Source organism: Denitratimonas organivorans (genome assembly GCF_037478135.1).
Taxonomy (GTDB): domain Bacteria; phylum Pseudomonadota; class Gammaproteobacteria; order Xanthomonadales; family Xanthomonadaceae; genus Denitratimonas.
On record NZ_JBBHDV010000004.1, the window covers coordinates 249,218 to 263,175 of the forward strand.

Annotated in this window: 13 protein-coding genes; 6 read left to right on the forward strand and 7 right to left on the reverse strand. The window is 66.6% G+C overall.

The window, feature by feature from the left end:
- The first annotated feature begins 3 nt into the window (after positions 1-3).
- Entirely contained in the window at positions 4-2,742 is a 2,739-nt protein-coding gene (locus tag WDB66_RS06480) for a choice-of-anchor Q domain-containing protein (RefSeq protein ID WP_339397713.1), read from the forward strand.
- 160 nt (positions 2,743-2,902) lie between these two features.
- Here the strand turns inward: WDB66_RS06480 and WDB66_RS06485 are convergent, their stop codons facing one another.
- On the reverse strand, positions 2,903-3,529 hold the full coding sequence (locus tag WDB66_RS06485; RefSeq protein ID WP_339397714.1) for a rhomboid family intramembrane serine protease: 627 nt from the start codon (positions 3,527-3,529) through the stop codon (positions 2,903-2,905).
- A gap of 160 nt (positions 3,530-3,689) precedes the next feature.
- Here WDB66_RS06485 and WDB66_RS06490 point away from each other — a divergent pair, with 160 nt between their 5' ends.
- From WDB66_RS06490 to WDB66_RS06510, 5 genes are all read left to right on the forward strand, one after another.
- Complete coding sequence (locus WDB66_RS06490) at positions 3,690-4,562, forward strand: PhzF family phenazine biosynthesis protein (RefSeq protein ID WP_339397715.1); 873 nt, start codon at positions 3,690-3,692, stop codon at positions 4,560-4,562.
- A gap of 124 nt (positions 4,563-4,686) precedes the next feature.
- On the forward strand, positions 4,687-5,235 hold the full coding sequence (locus WDB66_RS06495; protein WP_339397716.1) for an RNA polymerase sigma factor: 549 nt from the start codon (positions 4,687-4,689) through the stop codon (positions 5,233-5,235).
- Positions 5,232-6,020 carry a hypothetical protein gene (locus WDB66_RS06500; RefSeq protein WP_339397717.1) on the forward strand — a complete coding sequence of 263 codons (789 nt, stop codon included), beginning with the start codon at positions 5,232-5,234 and terminating at the stop codon, positions 6,018-6,020. The genes WDB66_RS06495 and WDB66_RS06500 overlap by 4 nt, the downstream gene beginning before the upstream one ends.
- Entirely contained in the window at positions 6,017-6,631 is a 615-nt protein-coding gene (locus WDB66_RS06505; protein WP_339397718.1) for an IMPACT family protein, read from the forward strand. The genes WDB66_RS06500 and WDB66_RS06505 overlap by 4 nt, the downstream gene beginning before the upstream one ends.
- Positions 6,567-8,456: an ABC transporter transmembrane domain-containing protein gene (locus tag WDB66_RS06510; RefSeq protein WP_489670826.1), complete on the forward strand. Its 1,890-nt coding sequence runs from the start codon at positions 6,567-6,569 to the stop codon at positions 8,454-8,456. The genes WDB66_RS06505 and WDB66_RS06510 overlap by 65 nt, the downstream gene beginning before the upstream one ends.
- A 207-nt stretch (positions 8,457-8,663) precedes the next feature.
- Here WDB66_RS06510 and WDB66_RS06515 read toward each other — a convergent pair whose 3' ends face one another.
- The 6 genes from WDB66_RS06515 to rlmD form a co-directional block, all read right to left on the reverse strand.
- The gene (locus WDB66_RS06515; protein ID WP_339397721.1) at positions 8,664-9,518 is read right to left on the reverse strand and encodes a DUF6159 family protein; all 855 of its coding nucleotides are present in this window, start codon (positions 9,516-9,518) and stop codon (positions 8,664-8,666) included.
- 93 nt (positions 9,519-9,611) lie between these two features.
- A complete protein-coding gene (locus tag WDB66_RS06520) occupies positions 9,612-10,358 on the reverse strand; it encodes an S-methyl-5'-thioinosine phosphorylase (protein WP_339397722.1) in 747 nt (248 codons plus the stop codon).
- Positions 10,355-10,906, reverse strand: coding sequence for a hypoxanthine-guanine phosphoribosyltransferase (locus WDB66_RS06525; RefSeq protein ID WP_339397723.1), 552 nt, complete (start codon positions 10,904-10,906; stop codon positions 10,355-10,357). Before WDB66_RS06525 ends, WDB66_RS06520 begins: the two co-directional genes overlap by 4 nt.
- A 59-nt stretch (positions 10,907-10,965) precedes the next feature.
- Complete coding sequence (gene nagZ, locus WDB66_RS06530) at positions 10,966-11,958, reverse strand: beta-N-acetylhexosaminidase (RefSeq protein WP_339397724.1); 993 nt, start codon at positions 11,956-11,958, stop codon at positions 10,966-10,968.
- A gap of 37 nt (positions 11,959-11,995) precedes the next feature.
- Positions 11,996-12,526, reverse strand: coding sequence for a CYTH domain-containing protein (locus WDB66_RS06535; RefSeq protein WP_339397725.1), 531 nt, complete (start codon positions 12,524-12,526; stop codon positions 11,996-11,998).
- Positions 12,526-13,884, reverse strand: coding sequence for a 23S rRNA (uracil(1939)-C(5))-methyltransferase RlmD (gene rlmD / locus WDB66_RS06540; protein WP_339397726.1), 1,359 nt, complete (start codon positions 13,882-13,884; stop codon positions 12,526-12,528). Before rlmD ends, WDB66_RS06535 begins: the two co-directional genes overlap by 1 nt.
- Positions 13,885-13,958: the final 74 nt, after the last annotated feature.

The window sequence follows — 13,958 nt, forward strand, 5'->3', positions numbered from 1 at the left end:
CGCATGAACCGAGCACGTCTGCTCTGTCTTTCCCCCCTGTTGCTGCTGGGCCTGGCCGGTACGGCGCAGGCCACCGTCTGTCACGTCACGCCTGATGGCAGCGGCAACGGCAGTTCCTGGGCCACCGCGATGTCACTGCAAACGGCGCTGGCCGACACAAGCTGCGACGAAATCTGGGTCCGCAAAGGCGTCTACAAGCCAGTGGTCCCGGCCGGCACCTATCCGAGCAGCGCCGAACGCAAGATCAGCTTCGTGGTGCGCCCCGGTGCGCGCATCTATGGCGGTTTCGCCGGCACCGAGATCCTGCGCGACGAGCGCGATCCGGAACAGCATCGCAGCGTGCTGTCCGGTGACCTGGACAACGACGACAGCGTGGATGCCGATGGCATCGTCAATGATGCGGTCAACGGCAACCGTGGCAGCAACAGCCATCACGTGGTGACGATGGATGGCACCACCGGCGAGGGTGCGATCACGCGGAGCACGGTGCTGGACGGTCTGGTCATCACTTCCGGCCGCGCCAATGGCGCTTCAAGCGAACAGTTCAACCTGGGTGGCGGCCTGTATTGCCGTGCGGTCAGTTCCGGCCACGAGTGCAGCCCGACCCTGCGCAATATGCTGTTCGCCGGCAATGTCGCCGGCTACGGCGGCGCGATCTATCACCGTGGCAACACCGGCGGTGTCAGCAGCCCGCGCCTGCAGCGGGTGGAGTTCCGCAACAACCGTGCCACCAGCTATGGCGGCGGCATGTATACCGATGGCGGTGATGCCGGCAATGCCCATCCGGAACTGCACGAGGTCCGCTTCATCGGCAACCGTGCCGGCAGTTATGGCGGCGCGATGCTCATCAATGCTGAAAGCGGCAATGCCAGCCCGGTCGTCCGCCAGAGCCAGTTCAGCGGCAACAACGCCAGCTACGGTGGCGCAATCTACAACGATGCCTCCAACAATGGCTCCGGTCGCGCATCTTTCGATAACGTCACCTTCTACGGCAACACCGCTGATACCCATGGCGGCGCGATCTACAACTACGCCAGCTCCAATGGAAATGCGTGGTTGGGAATCAGTTTTTCCACCTTCAGCGGCAACAGTGCCGGGCGCGGCGGCGCGATCGCCAACAGCGGAAGCATCAGCAACACGGAAGCCACCGGCCAGCTCGTATTCAACTCCATCCTGTGGGGCAATACCGCCAACGGTGATGGTCCACAGATCTACAACCACGGCGCCCAACCGCTGATCCGCTTCAGCATCGTCGGTGGTGGTTGCCCGGCCGGTGCTTCGTGTACGGGTGAAATCGACGCCAATCCGCTGCTCGGGCCACTCGCCGACAACGGCGGCTGGACCTGGTCGATGCTGCCCGGTACCGGCAGCCCGGCGATCAACGCCGCATCCTACTTCTACTACGATACCTGCCCGACTGTGGACCAGCGCGGCGTGCCGCGCGCGCAGGGCAACGGATGCGACCTGGGTGCGGTGGAAGTGGAAGTGGCGCCCTGTTACGTCAAGCATGACGCCAGCGGCAGCAACAACGGCACAAGCTGGAACAACGCTTACAAAAGCCTCCAGACGGCACTGAACAACTCCTCCTGCGGCGAGATCCGCGTGGCCAAGGGCGTCTACACGCCCACCGACGGCAGCGACCGCACAATCAGCTTCAACATCCGCGCCTACCAGCGCGTCTATGGCGGTTTCAACGGCACCGAAACCCGCCTGGACCAGCGCAATCCGGCAGTGAACCGCACCGTGCTTTCCGGCGACATCGACCGCAACGACAACACCGATGCCGACGGCGTGCTGGTGAATACCACGGACCGTGTAGGCGCGAACAGCGAGCGCGTCGTGCTGATCGACGCCACCGGATCGAGCGCCGAAATCACCAGCACCACGGTGCTGGATGGGTTCGTGATTACCGGAGCGGGCGGCGATGCCGTTGGCGCCGGCCTGCTGTGCCGGGCTGCCAGCATCGAACGCATGTGCAGCCCAACCCTGCGCAACCTGTTGTTCAGCGCCAACTCCGGCGATGCCGGCGGCGGCATGATGCTCGTCGGCAGCAACGGCGGCCTGGCCAACCCGACCCTGACCAATATCACCTTCCGCAACAACAGCGCCTGGGCCGGCGCCGGTGCCCTGGAAAACAACGGCTCCAATGGCGGCAATGCCAGCCCGACCTTGACCAACGTCACGTTTGAAGGCAACTGGATCACCGCGATGATCAACAACGGCAACACCAACGGCCGCAGCAGCCCGGTGCTGACCAACGTGACCTTCCTCAACAACCGCAACCGCTGGGTCGGCAGCTCGATGCTCAGCCACGCCAACAACGGCGGCACCAGCGAGCCGGTGTTGACCAACGTCATCATGTGGGGAGGCACGATTTCCGATCCGGAAGAAAACGGCTGCCCGGGCAGCAGCCATATTGAAGTCTGCAACCAGAACGCCACGCCGATCATCAACGCCAGCATCATCGCCGGCGGCTGCCCGCCCGGCGCGGCCTGCGGCATGAATGTCAGCGACGTCAATCCGAAACTCGGCCCGGTCACCTGGAATGGCGGCGCCACCCCGACCGCGATGCCCGGCGAGAACGGCTCAGCCATCGACGCCGGCGACGACGCAGCCTGTCCTGAGCACGACCAGCGCGGCGTACTGCGTCCGCAAGGTGCCGGCTGTGACATTGGCGCAGTAGAACGCACCATCATCGATATCGGCGGCGGCGACCTGCTGTTCTCCGACGGCTTCGAGTAAGCGCACCACGCGGGATTGACCTGCCCTGCCGTGGACGGCGCGGCACCCGCTTCCTTGCTCCAATACAGCGCGGATCCGGCTTCGGCGTCGGATCCGCCGCTTCGCGGCTTGATCTGACCTACAGGAACATAGGGTGCTCCCTGGCACCCTCGCAGCACCCTCAGCCAAAGAACCCCGGATTCATCAGCTTCCCAAGAAAATGCTCCAGCACGCGCGGCTGCAACAGCACCGTGAACAACACCCCGTAGCCGGCGCCCCACAGGTGCGCGCTGTGATTGATGTTGTCGCGCCCGCGCCGCTCCATCCAGATGCTGTAGCCCACGTACACCACCGCGTACACGATCGCCGGCACCGGCAGGAAGAACACGAAGATCAGCGACCACGGCTGGATCAGGATGTAAGCGAACAACACCGCCGACACCGCGCCGGATGCGCCAAGGCTGCGGTAGCCCGGATCATCGCGGTGGCGCAGATAGCTGGGCAGGATCGACACCAGCAGCGCCGACAGATAGAACCCGACAAAACCCCACGGCCACGGCAGCCCGAGCTGGGTCAGATAGTTCTCCATCGCGCCGCCGAAGAAGTACAGCGTGATCATGTTGAACAACAGATGCTGTGCATCGGCATGGATGAAGCCATAGCTCAGAAAGCGCCAGTACTGCTTGCCGCGCGCAATCGCCGGTGGCCACAGGATCAGCCGCTCGAGCCAGCCGGGTTTGTTCCAGGCCAGCCAGGAAACCACACAGGTGATCGCGATCAAGCTCAGGGTGACGGGCGCAAGCGGCATGGAGCGGCCTCGGCGGGAATGGGCCGCGCACTATAAGCCCCCTGTCCGCTACCTGCCGTACTCCGCGCCGATGCTTGGGAATCGCCCGCCGCCCGGATACCCTTCATGGCTGGCCCCGGCGCCTGCGGCCGGCACCCCTTCATGCGTTTGCGAACCTGCCATGCACCGACTCCGCTTTCTCCAGCTTGATGTCTTTCCCGCCCGTTTCGGCGGCGGTAATCCGCTCGGCGTGGTGATCGACGGCAGCGCGCTGGATGCGGCCACAATGCAGGCCATCGCGGCCTGGACCAACCTGGTCGAAACCACCTTCCTGCTGCCGCCGGACGATCCGCAGGCCAGCTACCGGGTACGCATCTTCACTCCGACCCGCGAGATCCCGTTTGCCGGCCATCCCAGCGTCGGCAGTGCCCATGCGGCGCTGGAATCCGGCCTGTGCGCGCCGCAGGACGGCCTGCTGTGGCAGCAATGCGGTGCCGGTACGCTGCCGATCCGGGTGGAAGATCAAGGCACGCAGCGCCGCCTGTTCGTACAGGCGCCGGCGGCAAGCCTGCTGGAAACCGGTGCCACTGCCGCCACCTCCATCACCCCCTTGCTCGAAGGCCACGCGCTGGCGCCACTGGGCGCGGCCCTGGTCGATGGCGGCCGACGCTGGTGGCTGGCCGAACTGGCCGATGCCGCGACCCTGCGCCAATGGCGGCCCGAACACGCCGCTATCGCGCAATTGGCCGCCGCCAGCGACAGCATGGGCCTGTGCCTGTTCGCACGCGAAAATGTTGGCCTGGCGGTGCGTGCCTTCCCGGCCGGCGCCGGCATTGCCGAAGACCCGGCCTCGGGCGCCGCCAATGGCCTGATCGCGGCCTTCATCGCGCAGCGCGACGGCAAGGACAGCGCACTGGCACGCGGCTACGAAGTCAGTCAGGGCCGCGAAATGGGCCATGATGCGCATCTTTCGGTGCGGATCGATGCCGATGCCGCGATCTGGGTCGGCGGCCGCTGCAACAGCGTCATCGACGGACATCTGCAATGGCCCTGAATCCCGCCCGGATCGCGATAGCGGATCAACCCCATCGGCGCCGGCTGTGCGTTGAAACCCGGTGCGGATGCCGCACATCAACAGCACGGCACCCCGATTTCCCGGCCTCACGCGGATACCACGCATGAGCGAACCACCCAGCGACGAGGATCTGATGCTGGCCTATGCCGCAGGCGACATGGATGCTTTCCAGACGCTGTATGCGCGCCATCGCGGCCCGCTGTACCGTTTCATCGCGCGCGGCATTTCGCCCCGGGCCACGGCCGATGAATGCTTTCAGGATGTCTGGAGCCGCGTGGTCGCGGCGCGTTCGCGCTATCGCCCGGACGCGCGTTTTTCCACCTGGCTATACCAGATCGCGCAGCGGCTGCTGATCGACCAGTACCGCCGCGCGCGCCCGCAGGTGTCGCTGGACGATCCGGATTCCCCGCTGCAATTGCCTGATGCCGACAACAACCGGCCGGACGCGCAGCTCGGCAGTTTCGAACAGCAGCGCCGCCTGCAACAGGCCATCGCCGAACTGCCGGAAGAACAACGCATCGCCCTGCAATTGCGGCTGGAACAGGAACTGAGTCTGGAAGAAATCGGTGAAATCACCGGCGCCGGGCGCGAAACGGTCAAATCCCGGCTGCGCTATGCGATGGAAAAGCTGCGTGCGAGGCTGACGCCATGAACCGGCAACGCCACACCCCGCTGGATGCCGAAGAACGCGCCTTGGCCGACGCGCTCGCCGGCCTGCCCGCAGTCGAACCCTCCCCCGAACTGGATGCCCGCATCCTCGCCCATGCTGCACGTGTCCATGCCGCCGGCAACACCGCAGGCAGCACATCACGCCGGCCTCGGCGCCATCGCTGGTGGCTCGGCACCGGGCTGGGAACCGCCGCCGCAGCGGTACTGGCAGCCGGTGTCGCGTGGCAGATCGGGCTGTTCGACATCCATCTGGGCAGTGATGTGCCTGTGCCGCTCCCGCAGGCGCCGCTGGCCGAACCTGCCGTCATGTCCGATACGGTCAGTGTCGACCTGAAACACCAATCACGCCGCGCCGCCGCTTCCACCGAGGAAGCCGCTCGCAAGACCGAAAGCGAACCAGCTCCGGCCGCACCTGTTCAACGCAGCGCGCCGCCGCCTGCACCGCCTGCACCGCCTGCACCACCAGCACCCGCACCTGCACCGCCACCGCCAACGACTCCTGCTCCCGTCGAAACCCGGCCCGCCACCGCACGCGCGATTCCCGGCGATGCCATCACCACCAGCGCCGGTGCCCAAGCGGTACGGGAAATCGCGTTGCCACCCTGGCAACAGGATGCGCACCTGCCGCCCGATCTCTGGCTGCAACGCATCCGCGAGCGCCTGCAGCACGGCGACCAGAGCGATGCCCGCACCAGCCTTGCGGCCTTCCGCGAGCGCCACCCGGACATCGTGCTGCCCGCCGATCTGGCGGCACTGGGCGGGCAATGAATCCCAGCACGCTCGCCGCCCCGGCCCGGCTGGAACAGGACATCAGGAAAAGCCGTTTCCTCGCCCAGGCCGCACCGGTCACCACACCCGAAGCGGCCCTGGCCTTCCTCGCCGACGTTGCCGACCCGGGCGCCACGCACAACTGCTGGGCCTACCGGATCGGCGATGCCTACCGCTTTTCCGATGACGGCGAACCGGCCAGCACCGCCGGCAAACCGATCCTGGCCGCGATCGATGGCCAGGGCTATGACCAGGTGATGGTGGTGGTGACGCGCTGGTTCGGCGGCATCAAGCTCGGCGCCGGCGGTCTGGTGCGCGCCTATGGCGGCTGCGCGGCCGAATGCCTGCGCCAGGCCGAACGGCGCGAGCTGATTCCGCAGATCGATGCCCGCCTGCACTGCGGCTTCGCACATGCCGCCACCGTGCACAGCGCACTGGAGGCCCACGAAGCGCTCAAACAGGCCGAGGATTACGACGTGGACGGCATCGGCATCACGATCCGGCTTCCCGCGCACCGCTTCGAGGCACTGGCCGTTACACTGCGCGATGCCACGCGCGGCCAGGTCGAGCTGGCGCGCCTGGACGACATCAACGAAAACCCCGCGCCGTGAACCTCGTTACCGCCGCTGCCCGACCTTTCCCCGCCGCCCTGCCCGTACCCGTTTCCGCTTGAATACCGAATCCCCCACTCCCCGCCCGCGTCCGCTGGCCGCGCTCCGCGCCCTGCTCCCGTTCCTGCGCCCCTACCGCGCCCTGGTCGTGGGCTGGCTCGGTTTCCTGGTGTTGTCCTCCAGCGCCACCTTGGCCTTGCCGGTGGCGGTGCGTCTGATGATCGACCGGGGGTTTTCCGATCAGGATCCTTCCGGCATCGACCGCTGGTTCGTCGGCCTGATCGCGGTCGCGCTGGTGCTGGCAGTGGCCACCGCCGGGCGGTTTTTCTGCGTCAGCCTGCTGGGTGAAAAGGTCGTGGCCGACCTGCGCGAGCGCGTCTTCCAGCACCTGCTGCGGCTGGACATGGATTTCTTCGCCCGCACCCGCGCCGGCGAACTGATCAGCCGCCTGGCAGCCGATACCGAACTGCTGCGCAGCGTGGTGTCCTCGACCCTGTCGGTGGCCTTGCGCAGCACCGTGACCATGCTCGGCAGCGGCATCGCCCTGCTGATCACCAGCCCGCGCCTGGCCGGCATGGCGGCCATCGGGATTCCGGTGGTGATCCTGCCGATCGTGCTGTACGGGCGCCGCGTGCAACGCCTGGCACGCGACAACCAGGACCGTATCGCCGACGCCAACGCCAGCGCCAGCGAAACCCTGGGCGCGATCCACACCGTGCAAAGCTATGTGCGTGAAGAGCACGAAGCGCAGCGTTTCGGCGATGCGGTGCGCGCCTCGATCGCCAGCGCACGGCGCCGCATCGGCACCCAGGCAGCGCTGACGGCGGTGGTGATCCTGCTGGTGTTCGGCGCCATCACCGGCGTGCTGTGGATCGGCGCGCGCGATGTCATCGGCGGCACCCTCAGCGCCGGCACGCTCGGCCAGTTCGTGCTGTATGCGGTGATCGGCGCAGGTTCCATCGGCGCCCTGACCGAAGTCTGGGCCGAACTGCAACGCGCCGGCGGCGGGATGGGCCGGATCGAGGAACTGCTGGCCGAACGCACCACCATCGAGGCGCCACAAAACCCCGAGCCATTGCCGGAGCGGGTGCGCGGCGAACTGCGGCTGGAAGACGTCACCTTCCACTACGCCGGGCGCGAGAACCAGCCGGCGCTGAAACACTTCAACCTGCACCTGCGGCCGGGCGAAACCGTCGCGCTGGTCGGCCCCTCCGGCGCCGGCAAAAGCACCGTGCTGCAACTGCTGCTGCGCTTCCACGATCCGCAACAGGGCAGCGTCAGCCTTGATGGCCACGACCTGCGCCGGCTGGATCCGCGCGAACTGCGCCGCCAGATCGCACTGGTGCCGCAGAATCCGGTGTTGTTCGGCACCGATGCACGCGACAACCTGCGCTATGGCCGGCTCGATGCCGATGACGCGGCGATCATCGAAGCCGCCCGCACAGCCGAGGCGCACGGCTTCCTCTCGAACCTGCCCGAAGGCTACGACACCCATCTGGGCGAGCGCGGTGTGCGCCTGTCCGGCGGCCAGCAGCAGCGCGTGGCGATCGCGCGCGCGGTGCTCAAGGATGCGCCGGTACTGCTGCTGGACGAGGCCACCAGCGCGCTGGATGCGCAAAGCGAGCGCGACATCCAGCAGGCGCTGGAACGCCTGATGCACGGCCGCACCACGCTGGTCATCGCGCATCGCCTGGCGACCGTGCGCCGCGCCGACCGTATCATCGTGCTGGATGCCGGCCGCATCGTGGCCGAAGGCACGCACGAGGAACTGATCGCCCAGGGCGGCCTCTACGCCGAACTGGCACGCCTCCAGTTCAGCGCCTGAAACCATGCTCCTGTAGCCTGGGCAAGGCCGAAGGCCGCACCCGGGACTGAAAATCATCGGGAAAGCCGCACCCGGGTGCGCTTCGCTTACCCGGGCTAGATATACGCCCGGATTACATGTACCGCCTCCGGCGCCGGCCAATAAAAAGCCCCATCCCGGCAGCGCCGGAATGGGGCCTGTTCCAGGACTGGCCTTGCTTGGCCGCCCTTATTTCTTCTTCACCGCGAAGGCATGTTCCAGCAGGCCGGCGTCAAAGCCCTCGGTGTCGCCCTCGCCGCTGGCGTAGCGGTACAGTGCGGCCGAGTAGATCCCGGTCAGTGCGGCCTGTACCAGTCCGGCCAGCACCAGCAGCGCGATCAGCAGTGCCACCACGACGCCGGTGAACACCATGCTGCCGGTCATCGCGGCGCCGACGATCGCGGCCACGCCCACGATGATCAGCGCGAACATGCCCAGGCCGAACACCAGCCCGACGCCGCCCTGCCCGATCAGGTTCTCACCCCAGGTCTTCTTCAGCAGCAGCGCGCTTTCCTTGACCGCATCGATCGGCCCGATGTTGCGCGACACCAGCACCGGCACCACGAGAAAGCTGGCCACGGTCCAGGCCACGCCGAGGAAGCCCGCCACCAGCCGCCCGATCCAGCCGGCGCGCTCCTGCACCGCGCGCAGGATCATGCCCACGGTCGCGGCGATGGCGGCATAGCCCAGGATCTGCGGCGCACGCGAAGTCGCGATGCGCAGCCCGTCGCGCAGGGTCGGATCACCGCCCTCCAGCCGGATCATCGCGGCACCGACCAGCGCCGAGTTGAAGAAGAAGATCACGAAGTACTGCACCAGATAGAACAGGAACGCCAGCACATAGACGCCGATGCTGAGCCCGGCTCCGTCCTCACCCAGGCCATCGAGCGCACCCAGCCCCAGCGCCGGCAGCACGAAGGCCGCCGCCACGATCAGGGTCGCGATCGACGACAGCAGCGGGAACACCAGCAGTTCCTTGTCCTTGGCCAGCACGGCGGCGCTGGCCTTGATCAGATTCCAGCTGCGGGAAAAGCGTTCAAACATGACAATGCTCCTGTAGCAGGTGAAAAGCACTCATCGGACGCGGTGCAGCGACTGACGTGACGTGACACTGGCGACCCGACGCCTTCATCGGCTTCAGGCCAGCAGCGCCTCCAGCAGGCGCGGCAGCAGCGCATTGGTCGCGGCCAGGTTGGCGAAGACCTCGTCCAGACTGATCTCCTCGCCGTCGCCACAGCCGGCCGCCCAGTTCGCGACCGGCGCCAAGCAGGTGTAATCCAGTTCCAGTTCGCGCGCCAACGCCGCCTCGGGCATACCCGTCATGCCGACCAGATCGCAGCCGTCCTGGCGCATCCGCGCAATTTCCGCCCGGGTTTCGAAACGCGGACCCTGGGTGGCGCCATAACAGCCGCCATCCACCAGCGCCACGCCGGCACGCTGGCCTGCATCCAGCAACCGGTTGCGCAGGCGTGCCGAATACGGTTCGCCGAATTCGGCATGGCGCATCGGCCCGGCCTCATCCCAGAAGCTGGATGCCCGCCCCCAGGTGTAATCAATGATCTGGTCCGGCACCACCAGCGCACGCGGCGCACAGGCCGGGGTGATGCCGCCGACGGTATTGATCGCCAGCACCGCAGCCGGCTGCAACTGCGCCAGCGCATGGAGGTTGGCGCGGTAGTTGACCCGGTGCGGCGGCAGCGCATGCGCCTCGCCGTGACGCGCGAGGAAAGCCACGCGCTGCCCATACAACTGCCCGATGCGGATCGGGCCGGAAGGCGCGCCGTACGGTGTGTCCGGTTCGAGCGCCTGTTCCTGCTCGAACAGCGGCAGCGCGTACAGCCCGCTGCCGCCGATCACCGCCAGCTGGATCGCAGGCGTACTCACAGCGCGTAGATCGCCGGCACGTTGCGGCCCTGTTCGTAATAATCCATGCCGTAGCCGAACACATAGCGATCCGGCACCTCGACGCCGATGTAGTCGGCTTCGATGCCGTCCACGCAGCGGTCGTGCAGCTTGCGCGTGAGTACCGCGATCCGCACTTCGGAAGCGCCCTCGCGCCGGCAGGCTTCACGCACCGCCTTCAGCGTCTGGCCCTCGTCCAGGATGTCATCGACCAGCAGCACCCGCCTTCCGAGCATCGGCACCTGCGGATGGCGCAGCCAGTTCAGCCCGGCGCCGCGGGTCTTGCCGCGGTAGCGGGTCGCGTGCAGGTAGTCGAATTCCAGTTCGGTGCGCATCGCCAGCGCCAGTTGCGCGGCGAAGAACATGCCGCCGTTCATCACCGTCAGGAACAGCGGCTTGTCGCCGGCGTCAGCGGCGTAATCGGCGTCGATGCGCGCCGCCATCGCGTGGATCTGCGCATCCAGTGTGGCGCGGTCGAACAGCAGTTCGGCGGTTTTCAGGGCATCGGAAAGTCTGGGGGTATCGGTCATTGGGCGGGAATGGGGAATGGGGAATGGGAAATGGTCGGCATCCGGCACTGTCTCGAACGCTATGCCAGTGCCGCCAGTGTGGCTTTGGCTTCACTCCAGCGCGCATCAGCCACCAGCGTGGACCAGTCCGATGCCGGGCGGCCGGCCATCGCGGCCAGCACATCGGCGCGGATGTCCTGTTCGCGCATCGCAGCCAATGCATCGGGCACCAACGCCGGCGCGCAGACCAGCACGCTGTCGCAGCCGGCATCGTAGTGCGCATGCAATCGTGCCGCCACGCCGCCGGCCGATTCAGCCGCCGCCATGCCGATGTCATCACTGAACACCACGCCGGAAAACTTCAGCGTATCGCGCAGATAGTTGATCCAGAAACGCGAGTAGCCGGCCGGTTCCGGTGCCACGCCCGGATAGCTGACGTGCGCCATCATCACCGCCTCGGCCCCGGCGGAAAATCCGGTGCGGAACGGCAACAGGTCTTCGGCTTCCAGCACGTCCAGCAGACGCGGATCGACGGCCTCATCGAAATGTGTGTCCTCCAGCACCGATCCGTGGCCGGGAAAATGCTTGAGCGTGGCCGCCATGCCAGCCGCATGCATGCCCTGCACATAGGCCGCGCCCAGATCGGCGACGATGCCCGCCGCCAGATGGAAGGCGCGCTCGCCAATTGCACGGTTGCCGCGCTTCAGATCCACCACCGGCGCGAAACTCAGATCCAGCCCGATGGCGCGGATTTCCGAAGCCATCAGCCAGGCGTGGGTGCGTGCCGCCTCCATCGCGGCGCCGGCATCGGTATCGAACAGCGCGCCGAAACGCGACAGTTCCGGCAAAGAGCTGAAGCCTTCGCGGAACCGCTGCACCGGCCCACCTTCCTGATCCACGCACAGGATCAGCTCATGCGGCGCCGCTTCGCGCAGTTGCGCACACAACTCGGACACCTGTTCGCGCGAGGCGAAATTGCGGGTGAAAAGAATGACCCCGCCCACACCCGGATGCGCGAGCCAATCGCGCTCTTGTGGTTGCAAGCAGGTGCCGGAAATGCCAATCACGAGCATGGATGATTTTCCTTGAAACTTGGCTCGCTCTCCCCCGTCATAACGGGAGAGAGGGTTGGGGTAAGGGGGCACGCTCCTGCGGCGTCCACTGCGAAAACGGCCGCTCGGCCAGCACCAGGTTGTAATAGCGCGACTGTTCGGTGACCTCGATGCCGAGCCATTCCGGCCGCTCGAACGCCTCGTCCGGCGATGCCAGCTCGATCTCGGCCACCACCAGCCCGGCATTGTCACCCTCGAATTCGTCGATCTCCCACAGGTGCCCGCCATACTGCACGTGATGCCGGCGCTTCTCGATCCGCCCGCCCACGCACAACGCCAGCAGCGCCTGCGCATCGGCCAGCGGGATCGCGTATTCGAACTCCTGCCGCTGCATCCCGACCTCGCGCGATTTGATGTTCAGATGCGCCACCTCACCGCCGATGCGCACCCGCACCGAAGTCTGCTGGCGACCCGCAGTGACCGCATCGGCATCGTTGAGATACCCCTGCGCCATGTGTGTACTGCGCGACACCTGTGCCCGCCAGGCATCGCTGGCGAGCAGGAATTTGCGTTCGATTTCGATAGCCATCAACGCTTCTCGAACAAGGCGATGGATTCCACATGCGCGGTATGCGGGAACATGTCCATCACGCCAGCCGCTACCAGCCGGTAGCCGTATTCGCGTACCAGAATGCCGGCATCGCGCGCCAACGAGCCGGGATGGCAGGAGACGTAGACGATGCGGCCGATCCGCTCCAGCGGCAATTGCGGGATCGTGGCGTCGGCGCCGGTGCGCGGCGGGTCCAGCAACAGCGCGTCGAAGCCTTCGCGCACCCAGGGTTCGTTGCGCAGATCGGTGGTCAGATCGGCGGCGCGGAATTCGACATTGCCGATGCCGTTGCGCTGCGCGTTCTCGCGTGCACGCTGCACCAGCCCGGCCTCGCCTTCCACGCCCACCACGTGCGCGGCACGGCGCGCCAGCGGCAGAGTGAAATTGCCCAGTCCGCAGAACAGATCGAGCACGCGCTCATGCGCTTGCGGGTCGAGCAGCGCCAGCGCGTGATCGAGCATGCGCTGGTTCATGGCGCCGTTGACCTGGATGAAATCCAGCGGGCGAAAGGCGTAGTCCACACCATAGGCCGGCAGCGCGAAATGCAGTTCCGGATTACCGCCATCCAGCGGCGTCACGGTGTCGTTGCCGCCCGGCTGCAGGAAGATCGCGAAACCTTCGCGCTGGCCGAATTCCAGCAGTTTGCCGCGGTCCGCCTCCGACAGCGGCTGCAGATTGCGGAACACCAGCACGGTGCGGTCATCGCCGGCGGCCACTTCGATCTGCGGGATCTGCGCGCGTGCATCCAGCGTATCCACCATCTCGGCGATCACGCCGATGCGCGCGCCGACCTGTTCGACCAGCACTTCGCAACGCGACACATCGGCGATGAAACGCGGATCGGCCGCCTCGCGGAAACCGACCAGCACCTTGCCCTTCTTCGGCACGAACTTGACGCCCAGACGCGCCTTGCGGCGGTAGGCCCAGGGGTGATCGGCGAGCGGTTCCAGCCAGCGCTCCGGCCGCACCTGGCCGATGCGCTCGAAATTCTCCGCCAGCGTGTGCTGCTTGGCCGCGATCTGCGCTGACGGCGACAGGTGTTGCAATGCGCAACCGCCACAGACGCCGAAGTGCGCGCAAAGCGGTTCGACCCGGTCCGGCGAGGGTTTCAGCACTTCCAGCGTGCGGCCCTCATCGAACTGCTTGCGCGACACCCGCACCTCGGCACGCACCTGCTCACCCGGCAACGCACCCGTGACAAATACCGCCTTGCCTTCGTGCCGGGCTACGCCCCGGCCATCGTGGCTGAGGTCGGTGATGTCGAGGACACATTCGAGTGGAGCTTTCTGGCGACGGCTTCTGGACACGGCTGATCTGGCTGACGGAAAGCCGGGCATTGTCGCAGATTCCTCCCCGCCGCCGCGCTTGGGGGCTGACAACAGTGATCCGATCGGGAGACAATGGCCGGCCG

Coding starts and splice junctions, on each gene's coding strand:
- WDB66_RS06480 (WP_339397713.1), top strand. CDS start 4: ATGAACCGAGCACGTCTGCTCTGTCTTTCCCCCCTGTTGCTGCTGGGC.
- WDB66_RS06485 (WP_339397714.1), bottom strand. CDS start 3,529: ATGCCGCTTGCGCCCGTCACCCTGAGCTTGATCGCGATCACCTGTGTG.
- WDB66_RS06490 (WP_339397715.1), top strand. CDS start 3,690: ATGCACCGACTCCGCTTTCTCCAGCTTGATGTCTTTCCCGCCCGTTTC.
- WDB66_RS06495 (WP_339397716.1), top strand. CDS start 4,687: ATGAGCGAACCACCCAGCGACGAGGATCTGATGCTGGCCTATGCCGCA.
- WDB66_RS06500 (WP_339397717.1), top strand. CDS start 5,232: ATGAACCGGCAACGCCACACCCCGCTGGATGCCGAAGAACGCGCCTTG.
- WDB66_RS06505 (WP_339397718.1), top strand. CDS start 6,017: ATGAATCCCAGCACGCTCGCCGCCCCGGCCCGGCTGGAACAGGACATC.
- WDB66_RS06510 (WP_489670826.1), top strand. CDS start 6,567: ATGCCACGCGCGGCCAGGTCGAGCTGGCGCGCCTGGACGACATCAACG.
- WDB66_RS06515 (WP_339397721.1), bottom strand. CDS start 9,518: ATGTTTGAACGCTTTTCCCGCAGCTGGAATCTGATCAAGGCCAGCGCC.
- WDB66_RS06525 (WP_339397723.1), bottom strand. CDS start 10,906: ATGACCGATACCCCCAGACTTTCCGATGCCCTGAAAACCGCCGAACTG.
- nagZ (WP_339397724.1), bottom strand. CDS start 11,958: ATGCTCGTGATTGGCATTTCCGGCACCTGCTTGCAACCACAAGAGCGC.
- WDB66_RS06535 (WP_339397725.1), bottom strand. CDS start 12,526: ATGGCTATCGAAATCGAACGCAAATTCCTGCTCGCCAGCGATGCCTGG.
- rlmD (WP_339397726.1), bottom strand. CDS start 13,884: ATGCCCGGCTTTCCGTCAGCCAGATCAGCCGTGTCCAGAAGCCGTCGC.